This is a genomic window from Streptomyces sp. NPDC047028, from assembly GCF_040644095.1.
Classification (GTDB): Bacteria; Actinomycetota; Actinomycetes; order Streptomycetales; family Streptomycetaceae; genus Streptomyces.
In genome coordinates this window covers 1-17,786 of record NZ_JBEYVS010000048.1, presented here as the reverse complement: position 1 = coordinate 17,786, position 17,786 = coordinate 1, and the positions used below count along the sequence as shown (strand labels likewise).

The following is a 17,786-nucleotide window of genomic DNA, read 5'->3' as shown; positions in this document are numbered from 1 at the left end:
GATCGCCGGCGCGCAACTTCTGTCCGGATGACGGGACACGGCGATCCGGGGCCACTACGGCGGCGGCCCGGCCGACGGTGCCGGTCAGGCCGCCGCGTGCGGCTATGCGTTGCTCGCGGCCACCCAGCGGTCCAGGGTGCGCTTCGCGGTGCCCGAGTCGATCGACTCCGCCGCCCTGTCCATGCCGGCCCGGATCTGCTCGGCCAGCGTGCCGGGCCCGGGGTCCAGGGCGACCAGCGCGGCCGCCGAGTTCAGCAGGACGGCGTCCCGGACGGGGCCTCGCTCGCCGTCCAGCAGGCGCCGGGCCACCTCCGCGTTGTAGGAGGCGTCGGCGCCCCGCAGGGCCTCCACGGGGACGAGGTCGAGGCCGACGTCACGCGGGTCGAAGCTCTCCTCGGTGACCTTGCCGTCCCGGACGACCCACACCCGCGAGGTGGCCGTGGTGGTCAGTTCGTCGAGGCCGTCGTCGCCCCGGAAGACCAGCGAGGAGTTGCCCCTCTCGGCGAAGACGCCCGCCACGATCGGCGCCTCGTGCGCGACGGCGACACCGACCGCCTGCGCCCGCACCTTCGCCGGGTTGGTCAGCGGGCCGAGCAGGTTGAACACCGTGCGGATCCCCAACTGGCCTCGGGCGGCGCCCACATGGCGCAGCGCCGGGTGGAACTTCACCGCGAAGCAGAAGGTGATCCCGGCCTCCTCGGCGACCCGGACGACCCCCTGCGGGGTCAGGTCCAGGTTGACGCCGAGCTTCTCCAGCACGTCGGACGCGCCGGACGCGGAGGACGCGGCCCGGTTGCCGTGCTTGACGACCTTCGCGCCGGTGCCCGCGACGACGATCGACGACATGGTGGAGATGTTCACCGTCTTGGCGCCGTCGCCGCCCGTGCCGACGATGTCGACGGTTGAGCCCGGCACCTCGATCACGTTGGCGTGGTCGTACATCGTGCGCACGAGCCCGGTGATCTCCTGGACGGTGGCGCCCTTGGCGCGCAGCGCGACCGCGAACCCGGCGATCTGGGCGTCCGTCGCCTCGCCGCCCATGATCCGGTCCATCGCCCAGGCGGTGTCGTCGGCCGCCAGGTCGTGGCCGGACAGCAGGCCGTTCAGCAGGGCGGGCCAGGAACGGCCCGCCGCGGTGTCGCCTCCAGCGGGGGTCACAGCGCTCATCAGCCGCTCCTGGTGTCATGGACGTACGAGAAGGGACGTACAGGAAAGTACGGCTCCACCCTATCCAGCCCCGGGCAGGGCGAAGGGCCCCGTCCGAACACCGGACGGGGCCCTTCGCTGTGGCGTGGCGACGCGGGATCAGTGGTGGCCGTGGCCGCTCGTGATCTCCTTGTACTCCTCTACGGTCGGCTTGGGGATCTGGTTCCCCTCGCCGTAGTAGGCACCGGAGAGCTTGACGCGCAGCTTCTCCGTGGCCTTCACCTTGCGCTCGACGCCGTTCTCGTCGACCGTGGCGCCGATCTCGGCCGGCTCGTACTGCTCGTGCGCGGTGAGCGTGTGCAGGGCCTCTTGGCTGAGCGGCTCGTGCACCTCGATGAACTCACCGTGCGGCAGGCGCTTGATGATGCCGGTCTCGCGGCCGTGCAGCACCTTCTCGTGGTCGCGGCGCTGCAGACCGAGGCAGATCCGCTTGGTGGCGATGAACGCGATGACCGGTCCGACGAAGAAGAAGATCCGGACGAACCAGGTGACCGAGTTGATCGACAGGTGGAAGTGGGTGGCCCACAGGTCGTTCCCACCACCGACGAGCAGGATCATATAGATCGTCAGCCAGGCGACACCGAACGCGGTACGCGTCGGGGCGTTGCGCGGGCGGTCCAGGATGTGGTGCTCGCGCTTGTCGCCGGTGACCCAGGACTCGACGAACGGGTAGACCGCGATGGCCACCAGGACCAGCGGGAAGATCACCAGCGGGATGAACACGCCCAGGACGAGCGTGTGGCCCAGGAAGTTGATCTCCCAGCCCGGCATGAAGCGGATCAGGCCCTCGGAGAAGCCCATGTACCAGTCGGGCTGGGCGCCGGTGGACACTTGGTCCGGACGGTAGGGGCCGATGGCCCAGATCGGGTTGATCTGCGCGATCGCGGAGATGACCGCGATGACACCGAAGACCAGGAAGAAGAAGCCTCCGGCCTTGGCCATGTACACCGGCAGCAGGGGCATGCCGACGACGTTCTTCTCGGTCTTTCCGGGACCCGCGAACTGCGTGTGCTTGTGGTAGAAGACCAGGATCAGGTGGCCCACCATCAGGCCGAGCATGATGCCCGGCAGCAGCAGGATGTGGATCGAGTAGAACCGGGCCACGAAGTCGTGGCCGGGGAACTCGCCGCCGAAGAGGAAGAACGACAGGTACGTGCCGACGATCGGCACGGACAGGATCGCGCCCTCCATGAAGCGGACGCCGGTGCCGGAGAGCAGGTCGTCGGGGAGCGAGTAACCGGTGAAGCCGGTGAACATGCCGAGGACGAACAGCAGGAAGCCGAACAGCCAGTTGATCTCACGCGGCTTGCGGAACGCGCCGGTGAAGAACACGCGCATCATGTGCACGAACATGCCGGCGAGGAAGATCAGCGCGGCCCAGTGGTGGATCTGCCGGACCAGCAGACCACCGCGCACGTCGAAGGAGATGTGCAGGGTCGAGTTGAACGCCTCGGACATCGCCTGACCCTGGAGCGGGACATAGCTGCCGTGGTACACGACCTCGTTCATCGACGGGTGGAAGAACAGCGTCAGGTACACACCCGTGAGGATGATGATGATGAAGCTGTACATGCACACTTCGCCGAGCATGAACGACCAGTGGTCGGGGAAGATCTTGCGCATGTTGGACTTGGCCAGGGAGTAGATCCCGAGCCGTCCGTCGGCCCAGTCGGCGACGCGCTCGCCGGCCGCGGCCTTCCCGCGAGAGCGGGGCGTTTCGTTCGCTGCAGTACTCATCCGCGCTCCCAGAATGCAGGACCGACGGGCTCCTCGAAGTCGCCGAGCGCCTGGAGGTAACCGTCGTCGTTCACGCCGATGCGCAGCTGCGGCAGGGCGTGACCGGCGGGGCCGAAGATCACTCGGGCACCGTCGGAGAGGTCGAAGGTGGACTGGTGGCACGGGCACAGCACGTGGTGCGTCTGCTGCTCGTACAGGGAGATCGGGCAGCCCACGTGGGTGCAGATCTTCGAGAAGGCGACGATGCCCTCGTGTCCCCAGTCGAGCTCGCGCTTGTCCTTGATGTTGCCCGGCTGCAGCCGGACGATCATCAGGGCCGCCTTGGCGATCTCGTTCTGGAAGTCCTCGTCGGTCTCCTCCAGGCCCTCGGGCTTGGCGAAGGTGAGCGAACCGACGCCGATGTCCTCGGGACGCAGCGGCTGGTTCGTGTTCATGTTGACGAGGGTCTTGCCCTTGGCCCACAGCGTGTGCCGGAGCTTGTCGTGCGGCAGCGGACCAAGGTCGCGCAGCAGCATGACGCCGGACAGCGGCACCAGGGTGAGCGCACCGAACATCGTGTTGCGGATCAGCTTGCGGCGGCCGAGCGCCGACTCCTTGGCGCCCTCGCGGAAGTCCGCGTGGACCTTCGCCCGGACCTCGGGAGAGGCCTCGATCGGGTGACGGTCGTCGGCGACCTCGACGTCGGACATCAGGGTGCGGGCCCAGTGGACCGCGCCCGCGCCGATGCAGAACAGGGCCAGGCCGAGCGTCAGGCCCAGCGCGAAGTTCAGCGCGCTGATGTGACCGATCGGGAAGACGAAGATCGACTTGTCGTCCGGGATCGACACGTACGAGGCGATGAAGCCGATGGTGGCCAGCATCGACACCGTGAACAGCAGGGCGACCATGCGCTCGGACCGCCTGGCGGCCCGCTCGTCGATGTCCTGGATCCGGTGCTCGTGCGGCGGCAGCCCCGGGTCGGAGAAGGGGTTCTCCTCGTCCGCGACGTCCACGGCGCCGTGCGCGTGCTCCTGCTCTGCCGGCAGGTTCTCTTCTGGAATGTCTTGGCTACTCATGACTTCTTGGCCTTTGCGGTCCGAGCGGCGACCCACACGGCGACCGCGATCAGTGCGCCGAGGCCGAAGATCCAGGCGAACAGGCCCTCACTGACCGGACCGAGGCCGCCCAGCTCCAGGCCGCCGGGGTTGGTCGTATCGCTGCTGTCGACCGCGTGCAGGTACGCGATGATGTCCTTCTTGTTCTTGGACGTCAGCGTGGTGTCGGGGAAGTTCGGCATGTTCTGCGGGCCGGTCTGCATGGCCTCGTAGATGTGCTTCGGAGCGACACCGTCCAGCGACGGCGCGTACTTGCCCTTGGTGAGGGCACCGCCCTTGCCGGTGAAGTTGTGGCACTGAGCGCAGTTGGTGCGGAACAGCTCACCGCCCTTGGCGATGTCGGCGCCGTCCGGACCGTACTGCTCCTTGGTCGGAACGCTCGGACCGGCGCCCAGCGAGGCGATGTACGCCGCGAGCTGGTCGATCTGGTCCTGGTTGTAGGTGACCTTCTTCTTCGGTTCCTGGGCGCCCTGGGAGGTGGCGGCCGGCATGCGGCCGGTGCCGACCTGGAAGTCCACGGCGGCGGCGCCGACGCCGACCAGGCTCGGGCCGTCGGAGGAGCCCTGGCCACCGGTGCCGTGGCAGCTGGCGCAGCCGACCTCGTAGAGCTTCTTGCCCTCCTGGATCTTGGAGAGGGACTGGGAGGTCTCATCGGCCTGCGCCTTGCCCGCGGGCGCGAACGCGGCGTACAGCCCCCCAGTGGCCGCCAGCGCGAAGAGTAGGACGACGACCGCCGCCAGCGGATGGCGTCGTCGTACGGAGAGCTTTTTCACGGATTACCCCGGTGTCAGGATCTTCTGCGTCGATGCTTCAGGGATGGATCGGTGGCCGTCTTCAGGCCCGCCGAGTTACTTGATCAGGTAGATCGTGGCGAAGAGGCCGATCCAGACCACATCGACGAAGTGCCAGTAGTAGGACACGACGATCGCGGCGGTCGCCTGCTCGTGGGTGAACCTCTTCGCCGCGTACGTCCGTCCGAGGACGAACAGGAAGGCGATGAGGCCGCCGGTCACGTGCAGGCCGTGGAAGCCGGTGGTCAGGTAGAACACCGAGCCGTACGGGTCGGAGGACAGGGAGATCCCGTCCTTCTTCACCAGCTCCGTGTACTCGTAGATCTGACCACCGATGAAGATGGCACCCATGATGAAGGTGAGGATGAACCAGCCACGGAGCTTCTTCACGTCACCTCGCTCGGCCGCGAACACGCCGAGCTGGCAGGTGAGGGAGGAGAGCACCAGGACCGTGGTGTTCGTCGCCGAGAAGGGGACGTTGAGCGCGTCCGCCATCGACTTCCAGTGGTCCGGTCCGGTCACCGATCGAAGGGTGAAGTACATCGCGAAGAGGGCCGCGAAGAACATCAGCTCGGAACTCAGCCAGATGATGGTTCCGACGCTGGTGAGGTTCGGCCGGTTGACCGACGGGTGCGCGTGCCCGGTTTCTACTGTCGTTGCTGTCGCCACGACCGACATTATGTCGGTCGCTTATCCCGCCCTCACCCCGGGGGGTGCCGTTCGGAGTGTTGGGCCCTGTCGGAGCGGTGTTGACGTGGTCTTCAGGGGAGTAACATCCGCCCAAACGGCCCTGTCCGTCCTGTCCGTACGACGCTGACGTCCCGGAGGAACAATGCAGCCGACCGCCACGGTGCTGGTCTACAGCGACGACTCCAACACCCGCGAGCAAGTGCGGCTCGCCGCCGGGCGTCGGCCGGCTCCCGACGTGCCCCTGGTGGAGTTCGTGGAGTGCGCGACCCCGGCCGCGGTGCTGGCGGAGCTGGACAAGGGCGGGATCGACGTGTGCGTGCTGGACGGCGAGGCCGTGCCGATGGGGGGCATGGGGATGTGCCGGCAGATCAAGGACGAGGTGTTCAACTGTCCGCCGGTGCTGCTGTTGATGGGGCGGCCGCAGGACGCGTGGCTGGCGACGTGGAGCCGGGCCGACGTCGCGGTGACCTTGCCGGTGGATCCGGTGGAGTTCGCGGGGGGACTGGCGTCCCTGCTTCGGCAGAAGCGGCTGATCGGGGCTTAGGGCGCCTATGAGCTCGGGGCGCGTGGGTCGTGCGCGAGTGCGGCCCGGTGAGGGCTTCTCGCGCAGTTCCCCGCGCCCCTGGGCTGGCTGCTGCTGAGCCGGCTGTGTGGTGGAGCCTCGCGCCCACGCGGCGGAGCCGCATATCGATACAGCCCCGCGCCCCTGGGCTGGCTGCTGCTGAGCCGGCTGTGTGGTGGCCCCGCACTCCTCCTGGGCGTTCACACCGTCGTGGGCTTGAGGCGGGAGGTGTCCTGGGGGGTTGTGGTGCCGGTTTTGGTCAGGGCGCTGCCTGTTTGCCACGTCTTCCAGGTGACGTTCCAGTCGCCGAAGCCGTTGCCGAAGGGCTCCATGTCGTCGCCGCCCGAGTTGACGGCCTTGACGATGTCACCCTCCCGGACGGTGTTGAAGAACCATTCGGCGTTGGACGTGCTCATCCCCGTACAGCCGTGGCTGACGTTGGCGTAGCCCTGGGAGCCGACGGACCAGGGGGCGGCGTGGACGTATTCGCCCGACCACGTCACCCGGGTGGCGTAGTAGACCGGCAGGTCGTAGGAGTCGGAGCTGCCCGCGGCGATGCCGACCGTGGCACTGCGCATCCGGACGTAGTACTGCTTGGCCAGGACCACCTTGATGCCGTTACGGGTGTCGAAGCCCGGTTTGCCGGTGGTGATGGGGATCTCGTTGATCTCCTCGTCGTTCTTGTAGACCGTCATCTCGTGGGAGGACGCGTCCGCGACGGCGACGAGCTTGTCACCAATGGTGATCTTCAGCGACTTCGACTTGCCGCCCCAGAGGCGGTCGCTGATCTTGAGGCCGTCCAGGTTGCTGTGCACCCGGATGGTGGTGTGGGCGGGCCAGTACTCCTTGGGCCGGTAGTGGAGTTCCTTGTCGCTGACCCAGTACCAGGAGCCCTGCACGGCCGGCGTGGAGTCCACCCGTAGGGCCCGCTCCACTATCGCCCGCTGCGCCTTGTCCTTGACCTCGTGGTCGAGTTGCGCGGTGATGGGCTGGCCGACGCCGTACTCCCCCGCGTCCGGCCCGAACGTGACGTTCAGGCGCTTGGTGCTGCTCGGCTTGCTGGTGTCGAAGGTGAGGACCTTGCGGCCGGGGGCGCCGTCCTCGTCTTCCGTGCTCACCCGAACCGTGTAGTGGGCGTTGGCGGCCAGCGGGGAGGTGCTGTGCCACCGGCTGCCGTCGGCGGAGAGTTCGCCCGCCACGTAGCGGCCTGTGGAGTCCTGGGCGGTGACGTCGGTGATGCGTCCCTCGTCGTCCTTGAGGGTCACTTCCAGGGGCTTGTCGGGGTCGACCTTCTTGCCGTCGCCCGTGGAGCTGTTGAACGAGATCTGGTCCGCTGCGTCGTACGGCGTGGCCGACAGGGGGTTGCCGTCCGAACCGCAGCCGGTGACGCCCGCGCCGAGGGCGGCCACCAGCAGGGTGCAGCTGACGACGGTGCGGGTTCGCGGAGTGTGGTTCATGCGATCACGCTATGAGCGGGTGAGCGCAACGGCGCGGCGAGTGACCCGGACGAGCGACGGGCGTTGCGGCGAACGAGGGAGCCCGGACCCTCCTGACGGAGTGTCCGGGCTCCCGGTGCGCTCGGCGCGTGTTACTGCGTGCGGTTCTCACCGTGGTAGTACTCGAAGACCCACCCGAAGAGCCCGATCAGGATGATGGGCGCCGAGAAGTACAGCAGCCACCAGCCGACGGCGACACCGAGGAAGGCCAGCGCGCCACCGATGCCGAGGGCGAGCGGCTGCCAGCTGTGCGGGCTGAAGAAGCCCAGCTCGCCCGCGTCGTCCGCGACGTCGGCCTCCTTGTTGTCCTGCGCACCCGCGTCGACCCGCCGGGCGGTGAAGCCCAGGTAGAAGCCGATCATGATGGACAGGCCGAAGGCCAGGAAGAGCGCCGTGGTGCCGGCCGGCTCCTTCGACCACACGCCGTACACGACGGCCATGATCAGGAGGAAGAAAGCCAGCCAGATGAACATCCGGCCCTGGATCTTCACTTGGCGGCCTCCTTGCTGCCCGCGATGGCGCCGCCGTGACCGGCGTGCTCAAGCTGTTCGAGAGCAGCGATCTCGGGGTGGTGCAGGTCGAACGCCGGGGATTCGCTGCGGATCCGCGGCAGGGTGAGGAAGTTGTGCCGCGGCGGCGGGCAGGAGGTCGCCCACTCCAGCGAACGGCCGTAGCCCCACGGGTCGTCGACCTCGACCTTCTTGCCGTACTTGGCGGTCTTCCAGACGTTGTAGAGGAACGGCAGGATCGACAGGCCGAGCAGGAAGGAGCTGATCGTCGAGATCGTGTTCAGCGTGGTGAAGCCGTCGGCCGCCAGGTAGTCGGCGTACCGGCGCGGCATGCCCTCGACGCCCAGCCAGTGCTGGATGAGGAAGGTGCCGTGGAAGCCGATGAACAGCGTCCAGAACGTGATCTTGCCGAGGCGCTCGTCGAGCATCTTTCCGGTGAACTTCGGCCACCAGAAGTGGAAGCCGGAGAACATCGCGAAGACGACGGTGCCGAAGACGACGTAGTGGAAGTGCGCCACCACGAAGTACGAGTCGGAGACGTGGAAGTCCAGCGGCGGCGCCGCCAGGATCACACCGGTCAGACCACCGAACGTGAAGGTGATCAGGAACCCGACGGCCCAGAGCATCGGTGTCTCGAAACTCAGTGAGCCCTTCCACATCGTGCCGATCCAGTTGAAGAACTTCACACCGGTCGGGACCGCGATGAGGAACGTCATGAAGGAGAAGAAGGGCAGCAGCACACCGCCGGTGACGTACATGTGGTGCGCCCACACGGTGGCGGACAGACCGGCGATCGAGACGGTCGCGGCGATCAGGCCCGTGTAGCCGAACATCGGCTTGCGGGAGAACACCGGGATCACTTCGGAGATGATGCCGAAGAACGGCAGCGCGATGATGTACACCTCTGGATGGCCGAAGAACCAGAAGAGGTGTTGCCACAGGAGTGGTCCGCCGTTGGCGGCATCGAACACATGGGCGCCGAACTTGCGGTCCGCCTCCAGGGCGAACAGGGCGGCGGCCAGGACCGGGAAGGCCAGCAGCACGAGCACCGCGGTCAGCAGCACGTTCCACACGAAGATCGGCATGCGGAACATCGTCATGCCGGGAGCGCGCATGCAGATGATCGTGGTGATGAAGTTGACCGAGCCGAGGATCGTGCCGAAGCCGGAGAAGGCCAGACCCATGATCCACATGTCGGCGCCGACGCCGGGCGAGCGGATCGCGTCCGAGAGCGGGGCGTAGGCGAACCAGCCGAAGTCGGCCGCGCCGTCCGGCGTGAGGAAGCCGGCCACCGCGATGAGCGAGCCGAACAGGTAGAGCCAGTAGGCGAACATGTTCAGCCGCGGGAACGCCACGTCGGGCGCGCCGATCTGAAGCGGCATGATCCAGTTCGTGAAGCCGGCGAACAGCGGCGTCGCGAACATCAGCAGCATGATCGTGCCGTGCATCGTGAACGCCTGGTTGAACTGCTCGTTCGACATGATCTGCAGGCCCGGACGGGCCAGCTCGGCACGCATCAGCAGCGCCATGACGCCGCCGATCAGGAAGAAGGCGAACGACGTCGCCAGATACATCGTGCCGATCGTCTTGTGGTCAGTGGTCGTCATCCACTTGATCACGACGTTACCCGGCTGCTTGCGCCTGACCGGCAGCTCGTTCTCGTACGAGTCAGCCGCCGCGGCACCCTGGGGTTCGTTGAGGATGCTCACAGGTTGTTCGTCTCCCGGTTCTTCTCGTGGCTCGTCTGCGCGATGCCGGCGGGAATGTAACCGGTCTGCCCCTTCTTGGCGAGGTCCTTGAGGTGCTGCTGGTACCGCTCGGGGGAGACGACCTTCACGTTGAACAGCATCCGGGAGTGGTCGACGCCGCAGAGCTCGGCGCACTTGCCCCTGAAGGTGCCCTCCCGGTTGGGAGTCACCTGGAAGGCGTTGGTGTGGCCCGGAACGACGTCCATCTTCATCAGGAACGGAATCACCCAGAAGTCGTGGATGACGTCGCGCGAGGTGAGGATGAAGCGGACCGTCTCGCCCTTCGGCAGCCACAGCGTGGGGCCGGGGTTGCCGGTCTGCGGGTTCCGCGTGCCCGGCGTGCCGACGTCGTAGACGCCGCCGGCCTGCGGCGGGAAGACCTTCTTGAACCGGTCCGGAATGGCGTTCAGGTTCTGGTCGGTCTTCGCGTCACCGGTGACACCGGGGACGTTCTCGATGTAGTTGAAGCCCCAGCTCCACTGGAAGCCGACCACGTTGACCGTGACGTCGGGCTTCTTGTCGGAGAGGCTGAGGATCTTCGACTCGTCCCGTGCCGTGAAGTAGAAGAGCACCGAGATGATGATGATCGGGACCACCGTGTACAGGGCCTCGATCGGCATGTTGTACCGAGTCTGCGGAGGTACCTCGACCTTGGTGCGGCTGCGCCGGTGGAACATGGTGCTCCACAGGATCAGGCCCCACACCAGCACGCCGACGGCGAGCGCGGCAGCCCAGGAGCCCTGCCACAGGGAGAGGATCCGCGGAGCCTCTTCCGTGGTGGGGGTGGGCATGCCAAGGCGGGGGAAGTCCTTGTATGTGCAACCGGTTGCGGTCGCCAGGACCAGGCCCGCGGTCAGTGCCTGCAGCAGCTTCCGCCGCATCGGGCGCCGCGGCGAGCGGTCGGAGCCGTTGGGACTCACGTAGCGCCTTCCCGAGAGTCTCGCCCGCGCGGTCGGCTGCGGCCTTCTTCTCGCTGGTCGGTCGCCGCCCTGCGTCGGGCAGGGGTTTGGATGTTTATGCGGACCAAACCCTAGCCCACCCTCTCCGAGGGGTCGCGGGGAGGGGTGCCTACTGGAGTGGGTGGTTCGCTTGATTGGCGGCCGCAGGACCATCGTGGCTGGTCGCGCAGTTCCCCGCGCCCCTGGGTCGGCCCCCCTGGCCGGGGTCTTAACGTAGCCGTATGGCCTACTTTGACGCTGCCTCCGCTGTTCCTCTTCATCCTGTTGCCCGGCAAGGGTTGTTGGCCTCTCTGGATGACGGGTGGGCCGATCCTGCGCGGTTGTACCGGGAGGGGCGGAAGGCGCGGATTCTGGTGGATGCCGCGCGGGAGGCGGCCGCGGAGGCCGTCGGGTGCCGGGCGGACGAGGTGGTGTTCACCTCGTCGGGGACGCGGGCCGTGCATACGGGTGTCGCGGGGGCATTGGCCGGACGGCGGCGGGTCGGACGCCACCTGATCGTGTCTGCCGTCGAACACTCTTCGGTGCTCCATTCCGCCGACGCGCACGAGGCGGACGGCGGAACCGTCACCCAAGTGGGGGTAGGACGGGCCGGACTGGTGGAGCCGGGGGCGTACGCCGGTGCGCTTCGGGAGGACACCGCGCTGGCATGTCTGCAGTCCGCCAACCACGAGGTCGGGACCGTGCAGCCGGTGGCGGCGGTGGCCGAGGTGTGCCGGGCGGCCGGCGTGCCGCTGCTGGTGGACGCGGCCCAGTCGCTGGGGTGGGGCCCGGTCGAGGGCGAGTGGTCGCTGCTGACGGCCAGTGCGCACAAGTGGGGCGGGCCGGCCGGGGTCGGGCTGCTCGTCGTACGCAAGGGTGTGCGGTTCGCCGCGCAAGGACCGTCCGACGAGCGGGAGTCGGGGCGGGCCCCGGGGTTCGAGAACATCCCGGCGATCGTGGCGGCGGTGGCGTCCCTGCGCGCGGTCCGGGCCGAGGCGGCCCAGGAGGCCCTGCGGCTGCGGGAGCTGACGGAGCGGATCCGGTCCCGGGTGCCGGAGCTGGTGCCGGACGTGGAGGTGGTGGGCGAGCCCGGGCGACGGCTGCCCGGGATCGTCACCTTCTCCTGTCTCTACGTCGACGGAGAGGCCCTGCTGCACGAACTGGACCGGGAGGGCTTCTCCGTTTCATCCGGTTCATCCTGCACGAGCAGCACCCTGACCCCCAGCCATGTGCTGAGGGCGATGGGCGTGCTGAGCGAGGGCAATGTCCGGGTGTCGCTGCCGCCGGGCACGGCCGAGGCCGACGTGGAACGGTTCCTGGACATCCTGCCGGGCACGGTGGCGGCGGTCCGGGAGAAGCTGGGGGCGCCGGCACCCGCCACCGCCGTACGGGAGGACGTACTCGTCGTCGACTCCCTCGGCAAGCGCTGCCCGATCCCCGTCATCGAACTCGCCAAGGTCTTCCCCACCGTGCCACTCGGCGGCCTGGTCCGCGTCCTCTCCGACGACGAGGCAGCCCGCCTGGACATCCCGGCGTGGTGCGAGATGCGGGGCCAGGAGTACGTGGGAGAGGAGAAGGCGGAGCGAGGCTGCGCCTACCTGGTACGCCGGCTCACGTAAGCGCCCCGAAAGGGGCGCGGGGCTGTGTCGCTGTGCGGCTCCGCCGCGGGTGCGCGACCAGCCCCCACGCACCCGCACATCGGAGACGGCCTAACCCAGGTGAACCCGAACCTCCTCAGCGGCAGCGTCCCCGTACGCCTTGGTGAACCGCTCCATGAAGTGCCCCCGCCGCAACTGGTACTCCTGCGTCCCCACCGTCTCGATGACGAGGGTCGCCAGCATGCAGCCGACCTGGGCCGCGCGCTCCAGCGAGACGCCCCAGGCCAGGCCCGACAGGAACCCCGCGCGGAAGGCGTCGCCGACGCCCGTCGGGTCGGCCTTGCGCTCCTCGTCGGGGCAGCCGACCTCGATCGGCAGCTCGCCGGTCCGCTCGATCCGTACGCCCCGCGAGCCGAGCGTGGTCACGCGGTGGCCGACCTTCGCCAGGATCTCGGCGTCGGTCCAGCCCGTCTTGGTCTCGATGAGCCCCTTCTCGTACTCGTTGGAGAAGAGGTAGGTCGCCCCGTCCAGCAGTATCCGGATCTCCTCGCCCTCCATGCGGGCGATCTGCTGGGAGAAGTCGGCGGCGAACGGGATCGCGCGGGAGCGGCACTCCTCGGTGTGGCGGAGCATCCCCTCGGGGTCGTCGGCGCCGATGAGGACGAGGTCGAGGCCGCCGACCCGGTCCGCGACCGTCTTCAGCTCGATCAGCCGGGCCTCGCTCATGGCGCCCGTGTAGAAGGAGCCGATCTGGTTGTGGTCGGCGTCGGTGGTGCACACGAAGCGGGCGGTGTGCAGGGTCTCGGAGATGCGGACCGACTCGGTGTCGACGCCGTGCCGGTCGAGCCAGGCACGGTACTCGTCGAAGTCGAAGCCGGCGGCGCCGACCAGGATCGGCCGGGTGCCGAGCTGGCCCATGCCGAAGGCGATGTTCGCGCCGACGCCGCCCCGGCGCACGTCCAGGTTGTCGACCAGGAAGGACAGCGAGACCGTGTGCAGCTGGTCCGCGACGAGCTGGTCGGCGAAGCGGCCGGGGAAGGTCATGAGGTGGTCGGTGGCGATGGAGCCGGTGACTGCGATGCGCACGACGGCGATACTCCTGTAGGGAGGCAGGGTGACAGTTCACGCTACCCGGTCACGGGCGGTCACTGAAGCTGGCAAAACTACCCGATAGTAGCTCTTTCTTCGCCCGCCCCCGCGTGTCTACGGTGCGGGCATGACGAACCTCAAGGTCAACTCCCCCGGCACGGCCGCGGACCTGGACGGCGACCTGGCCTCGCTGCGCGGCGACTGCGCCCGGATGGTCCCGCACTGGGCGGCGCCGGAACGGGTGAAGTCCCGGCCCGTGTCGCCGTCCCGTATCCACGGGGTGACCGTGCCGGTGAAGTCCGCGCGGATGCTGGACGCGATGTCCGACTACGGCGACTGAGTCCGGGGGCGCACTTCGGGGGAACCGTGCGCTCCCCTCGCGCGTCCCATCGCCGTCCCCGTTGCCGGGGATGCGGGACACGACCAGCGAGGAGCGATGCGGTGAACACGGAGCGACCCGAGAACGCCGAGGAACCCGAGACCCCCGAGGGCGCGCGTGAGGACGAGGCGTCCGGGGCGGCGGACGACGGGACGCCCGAGGCGGACGGCACGGCCGGTGAAAGGGACACCGCCGGTGCAAAAGACGCGGCCGGTGGCAAGGACACGGCCGGTCAGGTGCACGAGATCGGCGGCGTCGACGGGGCCGGTGACACGCCGGCCCCGCCCGGACGGCGTCGTACCCCCGTGGTCGTCGCGTCCGTCGTCGCCGCCGTGCTGCTGGTCGGCGGTGGTGGCGCGTACCTCGCCACGAGCGGCGGGTCGGGCGGTCGTACGGCCCCGGGTGCGGCCGGCGGGCACGGCACTCCCCCGCCGCTGGCCCTGGACGGCCGGCCCGGCGGCACGGCGGGCATCGCGCCCGGCGAGCCCAACCCGTACGGGGTGACGTACGTGGCCAGGGGTGAGCTGCCGGACGGGCCGGGATCGGCCGCGGTGTACGCGCCGAAGGGCGAGGTCGGCCGGGACGCGGTGGCCCGGCTGGCCAGGGCGCTCGGCGTGCAGGACGTGCCGGTGCTCGACGGGCGGATCTGGCGGGTCGGCGGCGGCAAGGACGGCTTCGGGCCGAGTCTCCAGGTGAACCGGGACGCGCCGGGCAGCTGGACCTTCAGCCGGTACGCGCCGGGCACCGACAACTGCAAGAAGCTCATCTGCGGGCAGGACCCGGGCGGGCCCGCCGGGTCCCCGGTGAGCGAGGCGGCGGCGAAGAAGGCGGCGGCGCCGGTGCTGAAGGCGCTGGGGCAGGACGACGCGAAGGTCGACGCGGGCCAGATCATGGGCGCCCAGCGGGTGGTGAACGCCGATCCGGTGGTGGGCGGTCTGCCCACATACGGCTGGACGACCGGCCTGACCATCAGCAAACAGGGTGAACTCGTCGGCGGGCACGGGCTGCTGGCGGCGCCGGCGAAGGGGCCCTTGTATCCCGTGCTGAGCGCGGAGAAGACGCTGGCGCTGCTGAACGGGGCGCCGAAGTCCGACCACCGGATGGGCATCGGCGGCTGCACGAGCCCCGTGCCGCCGAAGGACCGGCTGGAGAAGCCGTGCCCGCGGCCGACGGCGGTGCCGTCCGAGTCGGCGGGGAACACGGTGCCGGTCGAGAAGGCCGTGTTCGGGCTGGCGGCGCACTCCGTCGCCGGGAAGCAGACGCTGGTGCCGTCCTGGCTGTTCGAGCTGGGCGGTTCGGCGGCGGACGGCGCGGGGACGGTGTCGTACCCGGCGGTCGACCCGACGTATCTGGCCTCGCCGACGGCGCCGGCAGCCCCGACGGCGCCGAGTGCGGCACGGAAGACGCACGACGTGAAGGTGGAGGGCTACCTCGCCGACGGGCGGAACCTGACCGTGAGCTTCATGGGCGGGGTCTGCGCCGACTACAGGGCCTCGGCGAAGGAGGGCGCGGACGCGGTGACGGTCACGGTGACCGAGACGCCGTGGCCGGACAAGGTGTGCGTCATGATCGCCAAGGAGTACACGAAGACCGTACGGCTGGACGCGCCGCTGGACGGCCGGAAGGTGCTCGGCACGGACGGCCGGCGACTGCCGCAGGTCAAGCCGGGGGCGCTGCGCCCGCAGCAGCACCCCGGGCCGGTGCGCTGACGAGCCTCGGCGGCAGACGTACGAAGGCGGCGGCCCCGGGGTGGAGGGGTCGCCGCCTTTCGTGGTCCGGCCGGGGCCGGTTCAGCTGAAGGAGTCGCCGCAGGCGCAGGAGCCGGTCGCGTTCGGGTTGTCGATCGTGAAGCCCTGCTTCTCGATCGTGTCGACGAAGTCGACGGTGGCACCGCCCAGGTAGGGGGCGCTCATGCGGTCGGTGACGACCATGACGCCGTCGAAGTCCTTCACGACGTCGCCGTCGAGCGAGCGCTCGTCGAAGAAGAGCTGGTAGCGCAGGCCGGAGCAGCCGCCGGGCTGGACGGCGACGCGCAGGGCGAGGTCGTCACGGCCTTCCTGGTCCAGCAGGGCCTTGACCTTGGACGCGGCGGCGTCGGTCAGAACGATGCCGTCGGTGACGGTGCTGGTCTCGTCCGATACGGACATCTACATCTCTCCCGGGTTGTACGGAGACTGCTTGCCGACGGTTGCAACCGGCGGGGCCGCGGATTCATTCCGGGCCGGGCGTTCGGTGTCGGGTTCCTTCTTCATGCTCGCACATGCCCGCGGAAGCGGAAAACGTGTCATCGGGATTCATGTCACATCGACACTATGGCCATCGTCAAAGTGACGTGAAGCGACTATGATAGATAGTGTCAGTTCGACGAAAAGTAGAAAGGGTGCGTGTCGTGACCACCGCCCAGACCCCGGAGCTCGACGTACAGCCGACTCCGCTCGCCCTGCTGCTGCTCGGCCGTGAGGCCGACCCGAAGAGCGAGCGGGGCGTGGAGTGCCCCGGTGACCTGCCCTCGCCGTCCGACCCCGACCTGGTGGCGCGGGCCCGCGCCGCCAAGGAGAAGCTCGGCGACAAGGTCTTCGTGCTCGGCCACCACTACCAGCGCGACGAGGTCATCCAGTTCGCCGACGTCACGGGCGACTCCTTCAAGCTGGCCCGGGACGCGGCCGCGCGCCCGGAGGCCGAGTACATCGTCTTCTGCGGTGTGCACTTCATGGCCGAGTCCGCGGACATCCTCACCGGCGACGACCAGAAGGTCGTCCTGCCCGACCTGGCGGCCGGCTGCTCCATGGCCGACATGGCGACGGCCGAGCAGGTCGCCGAGTGCTGGGACGTGCTGACCGAGGCGGGGATCGCCGAGCAGGTGGTCCCGGTGTCGTACATGAACTCGTCCGCCGACATCAAGGCGTTCACCGGCAAGCACGGCGGGACGATCTGCACGTCCTCGAACGCCAAGCGGGCGCTGGACTGGGCCTTCGAGCAGGGTGAGAAGGTGCTGTTCCTGCCCGACCAGCACCTGGGCCGCAACACGGCCGTCCGGGACATGGGGATGTCCCTGGACGACTGCGTGGTCTACAACCCGCACAAGCCGAACGGCGGGCTGACCGCGGAGGAGCTGCGCGCGGCGAAGATGATCCTTTGGCGGGGGCACTGCTCGGTGCACGGCCGCTTCAGCCTGGAGTCGGTGAACGACGTCCGCGAGCGGATCCCGGGTGTGAACGTGCTGGTCCACCCGGAGTGCAAGCACGAGGTGGTCGCCGCGGCGGACTACGTCGGTTCCACCGAGTACATCATCAAGGCCCTGGAGGCGGCTCCGGCCGGGTCCAAGTGGGCGATCGGCACGGAGCTGAACCTGGTACGGCGGCTGGCGAACCGTTTCGCGCCCGAGGGCAAGGAGATCGTGTTCCTCGACAAGACGGTCTGCTTCTGCTCCACGATGAACCGCATCGACCTCCCCCACCTGGTCTGGGCCCTGGAGTCCCTGGCCGAGGGCAACCTGGTCAACCGCATCGAGGTCGACCCCGAGACGGAGGCGTTCGCCAAACTGGCCCTGGAACGCATGCTGGCCCTCCCGTAACCGGCCTTTCCCACCCACCCCCGTGCGGTCGGCCACCACGGCACCGTCAACAGCCGACCACCGCCCGCCCCTAGACCGGGCGGGCTGGACCGGGCGGGCCTGGGCCGGGCGGTGTGGGCACGGGTGGGCCTGGCGCAAGCGGAAGTCCCGTACTGCGGCATCACGCGGTACGGGGCTTCCGGTAGTTCCCAGCTGCCAGGCCGGGGGCCGTGCCCTGCTTCCTCACCGACCGAACAGGTGGGGCGAGCGGGAAAGGCAGGCCGGCCACCGCGAACCCGCAGCCGCCCGGCGGCCCCGCCCGACATCAACGCCAGGGCACAGCTGGGCACCTTCTCGGTGTCCGCGACCGGCTCCGCCCCCAGCGGCGGCCGGCTG

At 68.9% G+C, this 17,786-nt stretch carries 16 protein-coding genes; 5 read left to right on the top strand and 11 right to left on the bottom strand.

What is annotated here, in order from left to right; all coding sequences use genetic code 11:
- Positions 1–102: 102 nt before the first annotated feature.
- From trpD to ABZ854_RS31275, 5 genes are all read right to left on the bottom strand, one after another.
- Positions 103–1,167, bottom strand: coding sequence for an anthranilate phosphoribosyltransferase (gene trpD, locus ABZ854_RS31295; RefSeq protein WP_361217583.1), 1,065 nt, complete (start codon positions 1,165–1,167; stop codon positions 103–105).
- A 138-nt stretch (positions 1,168–1,305) separates the two neighbouring features.
- Positions 1,306–2,943, bottom strand: a complete 1,638-nt coding sequence (locus ABZ854_RS31290) for a cytochrome bc complex cytochrome b subunit (RefSeq protein ID WP_361217580.1) — start codon at positions 2,941–2,943, stop codon at positions 1,306–1,308.
- Entirely contained in the window at positions 2,940–3,998 is a 1,059-nt protein-coding gene (locus ABZ854_RS31285; protein WP_361217577.1) for a Rieske 2Fe-2S domain-containing protein, read from the bottom strand. The genes ABZ854_RS31290 and ABZ854_RS31285 overlap by 4 nt, the downstream gene beginning before the upstream one ends.
- On the bottom strand, positions 3,995–4,810 hold the full coding sequence (locus ABZ854_RS31280; RefSeq protein WP_361217574.1) for a cytochrome c: 816 nt from the start codon (positions 4,808–4,810) through the stop codon (positions 3,995–3,997). The genes ABZ854_RS31285 and ABZ854_RS31280 overlap by 4 nt, the downstream gene beginning before the upstream one ends.
- A gap of 75 nt (positions 4,811–4,885) precedes the next feature.
- Complete coding sequence (locus ABZ854_RS31275; RefSeq protein WP_129309559.1) at positions 4,886–5,506, bottom strand: heme-copper oxidase subunit III; 621 nt, start codon at positions 5,504–5,506, stop codon at positions 4,886–4,888.
- 154 nt (positions 5,507–5,660) lie between these two features.
- Here ABZ854_RS31275 and ABZ854_RS31270 point away from each other — a divergent pair, with 154 nt between their 5' ends.
- Positions 5,661–6,062, top strand: coding sequence for a hypothetical protein (locus ABZ854_RS31270; protein WP_361217569.1), 402 nt, complete (start codon positions 5,661–5,663; stop codon positions 6,060–6,062).
- 218 nt (positions 6,063–6,280) lie between these two features.
- Here the strand turns inward: ABZ854_RS31270 and ABZ854_RS31265 are convergent, their stop codons facing one another.
- The 4 genes from ABZ854_RS31265 to coxB all read right to left on the bottom strand — a co-directional run bounded on the left by ABZ854_RS31265 (position 6,281) and on the right by coxB (position 10,753).
- Entirely contained in the window at positions 6,281–7,537 is a 1,257-nt protein-coding gene (locus tag ABZ854_RS31265) for an Ig-like domain-containing protein (protein WP_361217567.1), read from the bottom strand.
- Between the two features lie 131 nt (positions 7,538–7,668).
- Positions 7,669–8,067 carry a cytochrome c oxidase subunit 4 gene (locus tag ABZ854_RS31260; RefSeq protein ID WP_361217564.1) on the bottom strand — a complete coding sequence of 133 codons (399 nt, stop codon included), beginning with the start codon at positions 8,065–8,067 and terminating at the stop codon, positions 7,669–7,671.
- A complete protein-coding gene (ctaD, locus tag ABZ854_RS31255; RefSeq protein ID WP_361217562.1) occupies positions 8,064–9,794 on the bottom strand; it encodes a cytochrome c oxidase subunit I in 1,731 nt (576 codons plus the stop codon). The genes ABZ854_RS31260 and ctaD overlap by 4 nt, the downstream gene beginning before the upstream one ends.
- A complete protein-coding gene (coxB, locus tag ABZ854_RS31250; RefSeq protein ID WP_361217559.1) occupies positions 9,791–10,753 on the bottom strand; it encodes a cytochrome c oxidase subunit II in 963 nt (320 codons plus the stop codon). The genes ctaD and coxB overlap by 4 nt, the downstream gene beginning before the upstream one ends.
- Positions 10,754–11,013: 260 nt before the next feature.
- On the opposite strand from coxB, the gene ABZ854_RS31245 reads away from it, so the two are divergent.
- Complete coding sequence (locus ABZ854_RS31245; RefSeq protein ID WP_361217558.1) at positions 11,014–12,390, top strand: aminotransferase class V-fold PLP-dependent enzyme; 1,377 nt, start codon at positions 11,014–11,016, stop codon at positions 12,388–12,390.
- Between the two features lie 90 nt (positions 12,391–12,480).
- Here the strand turns inward: ABZ854_RS31245 and ABZ854_RS31240 are convergent, their stop codons facing one another.
- On the bottom strand, positions 12,481–13,455 hold the full coding sequence (locus ABZ854_RS31240; RefSeq protein WP_129309552.1) for a carbohydrate kinase family protein: 975 nt from the start codon (positions 13,453–13,455) through the stop codon (positions 12,481–12,483).
- 130 nt (positions 13,456–13,585) lie between these two features.
- Between ABZ854_RS31240 and ABZ854_RS31235 the strand changes: the two genes are divergently transcribed.
- Together ABZ854_RS31235 and ABZ854_RS31230 are read left to right on the top strand one after the other, a co-directional pair.
- Entirely contained in the window at positions 13,586–13,798 is a 213-nt protein-coding gene (locus ABZ854_RS31235; RefSeq protein WP_129309551.1) for a hypothetical protein, read from the top strand.
- Between the two features lie 101 nt (positions 13,799–13,899).
- A complete protein-coding gene (locus ABZ854_RS31230) occupies positions 13,900–15,546 on the top strand; it encodes a hypothetical protein (protein WP_361217557.1) in 1,647 nt (548 codons plus the stop codon).
- A gap of 81 nt (positions 15,547–15,627) precedes the next feature.
- On the opposite strand, the gene erpA is transcribed toward ABZ854_RS31230, so the two are convergent.
- Complete coding sequence (gene erpA / locus ABZ854_RS31225; RefSeq protein WP_361217554.1) at positions 15,628–15,984, bottom strand: iron-sulfur cluster insertion protein ErpA; 357 nt, start codon at positions 15,982–15,984, stop codon at positions 15,628–15,630.
- A 242-nt stretch (positions 15,985–16,226) separates the two neighbouring features.
- Here erpA and nadA point away from each other — a divergent pair, with 242 nt between their 5' ends.
- Positions 16,227–17,411: a quinolinate synthase NadA gene (gene nadA, locus ABZ854_RS31220; RefSeq protein ID WP_361217552.1), complete on the top strand. Its 1,185-nt coding sequence runs from the start codon at positions 16,227–16,229 to the stop codon at positions 17,409–17,411.
- Positions 17,412–17,786 lie beyond the last annotated feature (375 nt).